This window comes from Acidovorax sp. KPB24-03 (assembly GCF_057546605.1).
The window spans coordinates 1-4,639 of the sequence record NZ_BAAJYR010000277.1; the positions used below are offsets into that span (position 1 = coordinate 1).

Sequence of the window (4,639 nt, forward strand, 5' to 3'; positions counted from 1 at the left end):
TCGCTACGACCATGGGCAGGCGATCCAGTTCCTGCACGTCGAGCCCGGGGGCCTGCGTCGGCAGCGCGACGAAGGCGGCATCCAGTTTGCCAGCGCCCAGTTGCCGCACCAGCTTCGGCGAGGCATCGGACACCACCGACACCGTGGTGCCCGACTGCGCCGCCTGCACCCGCTGCGCCAGACCGCGGAACCAGGCCGGCTCGACCGCGCTCGTCAGGCCCAGGCGCAGCGTGGCCGGCATGCCCTGGGCCGCTACCGCCGCTTGCGCATAGCGCAGCAACTGGCCGACGCGGCGCGCGTAGGGCAGCAGCCGGCGCCCGGCCTCGGTGAGCGCCACGCCCTGGGTGGTGCGGTCGAAGAGCCGCGTTCCCAGCCGCTCCTCCAGCTCGCGGATGGCCCGGCTCAGCGGCGGCTGGGACAGGTGCAGGGTTTCGGCGGCCTGCCGGAAGCTGAGGGCATCCGCCACCGCCAGAAAAAGCGCGAGGGAGCGGGAATCGAGAAGGTTTGGCATACCAAAAAGGTATCACGAATCGAGTCATTCCCTGGCTGAACGACCCTCCCTAGAGTGGCGGCTTCCATCCACTTTTCGAGAACCGCCATGACCCGTTATCTCCCTGATTTTTGCGCCCGCCAGAACTGCGCGCAGCAGCGCCAGAGCGGCGCCCGATGAGCGCCGGGCGCTACGAACGGGGCCGGCGCATGCTGGCCGCCGTGGACGGCCCTGCCGGCCTGGCGGTGGTCGAAGCGCTGGCCCAGTCGTTTCCGGACTTCGCGCGCTACCTGCTGGAGTTTCCCTTCGGCGACATCTATGCCCGCGAAGGGCTGGGCCTGCGCGAGCGCGAGCTGGCCACCGTGGCGGCGCTATGCGCCCTCGGCCATGCGCTGCCGCAGTTGAAGGTGCATGTGCACGCCGCGCTGCACGTGGGCTGCCAGCCCCAGGAAATCGTAGAGGTGGTGATGCAGATGGCGGTGTACGCGGGCTTTCCGGCCGCGCTCAACGGGCTGTCCGTCGTGCGCGAGGTGTTCGCGGAATCGGGCATCGCACTGCCGCTGGCGTGATCGCCAGCGCTTCGTCAGTCCCCGCCCCCGGGCCGGTCCACCACGGTATCGAGCGGCAGCGCGTGCAGCTCGCCCAGCAACCGCACCAGCGCCGCTGCCGCGGCCTGCACCACCGCCCGGCCTTTTTCGGCCGTGGCGCCCGCGGCATTGCCCACCGCGCCGGCCGGGTGGTAATCCTGCATGGCCCAGCCCATCTTGGCGCTCTTGCCATTGCCCAGGAGGGCGTAGCGCTCCGCCCGGTCCTGCGAGGTGGAGCGCCAGTGCTGCGCCTGCGCCATGTGCACGGTGCCGGGGGCGAGGTGCAGCATCATCGACGTCTCGATCTCGCCGCCGTGGATGCCGAAGCGGTGCTCCTCGGCGCTGAATTGCGCGCTCACGGCCTCGGGCAGCGGCAGGCTGAACCAGCTGGCGCTGTACACCAGCAGGCCGCAGTGCTGGCGCAGCTCGCGCGCCACGATGTCCATCACGCTCACCTGGCCGCCGTGGCCGTTGAGCAGCAGCAGTTTCTTCACGCCCGCGCGGCCACGCATTCGCCCAGCTCCGTCCACAGCGCGATGAGGGTGGCGGGCTTGAGCGTGAGGGTGCCGGCATAGGCCGTGTGCTCGGTGCTCAGGCCCACGTTCTGCGGCGGCAGGAACAGCGCCGGCACCTCGGCCGGCAGTTGCGGCAGCGCGGCATCGATCACGCCCTGCAGCAGGGCCGCGTCCACGCTGAGCGGCAGGTGGGGGCCATGCTGCTCGATGGCCGCCACGGGGAGCACCGCGACGGTTTGCGCCGCCCGGCCCGAGGCCTGCGCCTGCGCGAAATCGCGGGCGGACCATTCGGCCCAGAAGCGGGAAGGCGGGGCCGGGGGAGCGGTGCGGGGTGAGGTCATGGGTGGTTCAGAAGGTGGCCTGCGGCAATTCGTTGCGGGTGAACACGAGTGAGACCTTGGCCTCCGGCGGGATCGCGGGAAGCGCTGCATCCCACGCCTGCCACGCGGCGCGCAACTCGGCCAGGCGCACGGGCTCGCGATCGCGCAGGTTGGCGCGCTCGCGCGGATCGGCCACCACGTCGAACAGGTATTCCACGCCGTCCACCTGCAGGTACTTGTGGCGGCCGCGCACCAGCGCGCGCTGCTCGCGGTGCTTCATGCGCCAGCACAGGTCGCGCTCCGGGTTCCACGCGGGGTCGTCGAACAGCGGCAGCAGGCTGGTGCCGTCCAGCGGGTAGTCGGGGTGGGCCGCCACGCCGGCCGCGTCGAGGAAGGTGGCGGTCCAGTCCATGGTGAGGCTGGGCGTGTCGCTCACGCGGCCCGGAGCGATGCGGGCGGGCCAGCGCGCCAGCAGCGGCACGCGGATGCCGCCCTCCAGCAGGTCCATCTTCTGGCCCACGAACGGCCAGTTGTTGGAATAGCGCTCGCCGCCGTTGTCGCTGGTGAAGACGATCAGGGTGTTTTCGGCCAGGCCCTTTTCCTGCAGCGCATCCAGCACCCAGCCGATGCCTTCGTCCATGTGGTGGACCATGCGCTGGTAGGTTTCCAGGCTGCCGCCGTCGATGTGCTTGCCGAAGCCGGCGAGCCGCTGCGATTCGGCACGGTCGTCCCGCGTGAGCCAGGGCCAGTGGGGCGCGCTGTAGTGCAGGCTCAGCAGAAAGGGGCGGTCCGCCGACTGATCGCGCACGAAGTCCACCGCCCGGCGGCTGAGCAGGTCGGTGAGGTAGCCGTCTTCGGTGTGCTCGGTTTCGTTGACCCAGAAGTCCGGGCGGCCGCGCGGGTCGCAATGCGCGAAGTAGTCCGAGCCGCCGGCATGGAAGCCGTAGAACGTGTCGTAGCCGGACATGCGCGGGCCGAAGTGCGGCGGGTAGCCCAGGTGCCACTTGCCCACCAGGGCGGTGGCGTAGCCCGCATCGCGCAGCAGCGAAGGCAGCGTGGGGTGGCCGGGTGGCAGGCCCAGCACCTTGTCGCCGTGCACGCTGGCCAGCGGCTCCTCGGCCGCGCCGCGCAGGCGGTACTGCCAGCGCCCCGTGGCCAGTGCGAACCGCGTGGGGGAGCACACGGCCGAATTGGAATAGCCCCGCGTGCAGCGCAGGCCCTCGGCCGCCAGCGCGTCCAGGCGCGGCGAGACATCCACGGGCACGCTGTAGGCATCGCGGGCGCCGGTGCAGCCCAGGTCGGCATAGCCCAGGTCGTCGGCAAGGATGAAGATCAGATTGGGGCGGGAGGACGTCATGGACCGGTCGCAGTAAGGGGATTGGCGCGAAGTGGGACGGCGCAAACCAGCAAGGGGCCCTCGATTGTCGCCGCCTGCCCGGCACCTGAACGCCCGTCCGCTCGCCATCCGCGCACCGGCAGGCTGGTTTGTGTCCTACAGATCGATTACATCAGAGGATTAAAAATTACACATTGACACACACCCATCCCGCCGGCCAAATCGGCATTCGACTCTAGCGAAAAGGCTGCATCCATGAACTTCTTCCAACGCATGAAACTGGGCACCTTGCTGGGCTCGGGTTTTGCTCTCGTGATCGCCATCGGCTTCCTGGTGGCCGCCTTCGGACGGGTACAACTCGATCACATCGGCGGCAACATCAAGCTGCTGTCGCATGAGCGCATCGCCAACCTGCTGGTGCTGCAGGAGATGAAGGACGGCATCAACACGGTGGCCCGGGCCGCACGCAACATCGCGCTGCTGGAAGACATTCCGCAGATGGCCGATGAAAAACGCCGCATCGACAAGGCCCAGGCACGCAATGCAGAACTGCTCAGCCAACTGAACCAGCGCATGACCAGTCCCGAGGCAAAAGCCCTGGTTGCCCAGATCGGGCAGGCGCGGCCGGCCTATGTGGAGGCCCTGAACAAGGCCGTCGACCTGGGCCTGGCCAACCAGAACGATCAGGCACGCGAGCAGTTGCTCGGCCCGGTGCGCCCTGTGCAAGCCGCTTATTTCAAGGCGCTGGACGACCTGGTCGACTACCAGAAGGCCGCCACCGTGCGCACGGCCGACGAGTCCGAAAAGGCCGCGGTCGCCGCAGGCACGCTGATGCTCGCGCTGGCAGCCCTCGCGGCCGCCGCAGGCGCCATGGTGGCCTGGGCCATCACCCGGCAGATCAAGGGGCAGCTGGGCGGCGAGCCGGCCTATGCCTCCGAGGTCGCGCAGCAGGTGGCCAACGGCAATCTGGCGGTCGGCGTGCAACTGCGCCAGGGCGACACCCACAGCGTGCTGGCGGCCATGAACGCCATGCGCACCAGCCTGAGCGGGATCGTGAGCCAGGTGCGCGAAAGCAGCGAATCCATCGCGACCGGCGCCGGGCAGATCGCCACCGGCAACGCCGACCTGAGCCAGCGCACCGAAGAGCAGGCCTCCAACCTGCAGCAGACGGCGGCATCAATGGAAGAGATGACCTCCACCGTCAAGCAGAACGCCGACACCGTGCGCACCGCCTCGCAACTGGCGAGCTCGGCCAGCGCCACCGCCTCCAAGGGCGGCGAGGTGGTGGGCAATGTGGTGCGCACCATGGAAGACATCACCGCCAGCTCGCGCCGCATCAGCGACATCATCGGCGTGATCGACTCCATCGCGTTCCAGACCAACATCCTGGC

The 4,639-nt window shown here is 69.3% G+C and carries 4 protein-coding genes and 1 pseudogene; 2 read left to right on the plus strand and 3 right to left on the minus strand.

Annotated features, from left to right (window positions below):
• Positions 1-511, minus strand: a 511-nt coding sequence (locus AC27KI_RS19045; protein WP_487115279.1) for a LysR family transcriptional regulator, incomplete at its 3' end; no start/stop codon positions are given.
• A gap of 155 nt (positions 512-666) precedes the next feature.
• Here AC27KI_RS19045 and AC27KI_RS19050 point away from each other — a divergent pair.
• Positions 667-1,059: a carboxymuconolactone decarboxylase family protein gene (locus tag AC27KI_RS19050; RefSeq protein WP_272566867.1), complete on the plus strand. Its 393-nt coding sequence runs from the start codon at positions 667-669 to the stop codon at positions 1,057-1,059.
• Between the two features lie 14 nt (positions 1,060-1,073).
• Here the strand turns inward: AC27KI_RS19050 and AC27KI_RS19055 are convergent.
• Positions 1,074-1,933: pseudogene (locus AC27KI_RS19055) on the minus strand (creatininase family protein).
• A 7-nt stretch (positions 1,934-1,940) separates the two neighbouring features.
• On the minus strand, positions 1,941-3,269 hold the full coding sequence (locus AC27KI_RS19060; RefSeq protein ID WP_487115281.1) for a sulfatase family protein: 1,329 nt from the start codon (positions 3,267-3,269) through the stop codon (positions 1,941-1,943).
• A gap of 234 nt (positions 3,270-3,503) precedes the next feature.
• Between AC27KI_RS19060 and AC27KI_RS19065 the strand changes: the two genes are divergently transcribed.
• Positions 3,504-4,639 (plus strand): MCP four helix bundle domain-containing protein (locus AC27KI_RS19065; protein ID WP_487115283.1); only part of this gene is annotated, 1,136 nt, incomplete at its 3' end.